Below are 582 nucleotides of genomic sequence, written 5' to 3' on the forward strand. Positions count from 1 at the left end.
TCTAGAATAGTCCAAGCAGCATAAACTCTATGTGCCATATTCAGATCACAATCGTGAAGAGCCTGTTTAGCTAAATCAGTGCAATCAACTAATGGTGTAAAATAGATCAATTCAATCAGAAGTTCGCGGGTTTCATAGCCTTGATATGCTTTATCCCAACATTCCTTGATTACGCCAGACAACTCTGGAGATGCAATTTTTTGAAGCTCTCGTTGCCCAATACCAACACCTGACCACCCAGTGTTTTGAGAATACTTACTAACAAAGCAACGGATTAGCTCTGCACGTTGTTCAAGATCTAATAAGGCGGGAATGCCCTGTCTGAACATTAACGCTGGAGAGCGCATCTTTACTTCATTAAAAATATCTCTATTCCATAAAGCCATCCAAGCAGTAATAGGCTCCATACTAGGTATTAAGACTTTCTCACCACCAATTTCAGCAAACAGAAAATTAAACAAATCATTCGTTTTTAGACCGTTTTCTTTAAGCTTTTTTAGCTGCCTCGCTGCTAGATACTCCTGCGAAGCGCGATGATGAAACCTATATTGCTTAACTCCCGTAATAGTGAATATTGGTTTT

1 protein-coding gene is annotated in these 582 nt (G+C 39.3%); it reads right to left on the reverse strand.

Annotation, left to right across the window (positions count from 1 at the left end):
• A partial coding sequence (locus HUS62_RS23555; RefSeq protein WP_220095113.1) for a hypothetical protein occupies nucleotides 1-582 on the reverse strand: 582 nt, incomplete at both ends.

Origin of the sequence: Pseudoalteromonas sp. 0303 (genome assembly GCF_013349995.1) — a bacterium.
Taxonomy (GTDB): domain Bacteria; phylum Pseudomonadota; class Gammaproteobacteria; order Enterobacterales; family Alteromonadaceae; genus Pseudoalteromonas.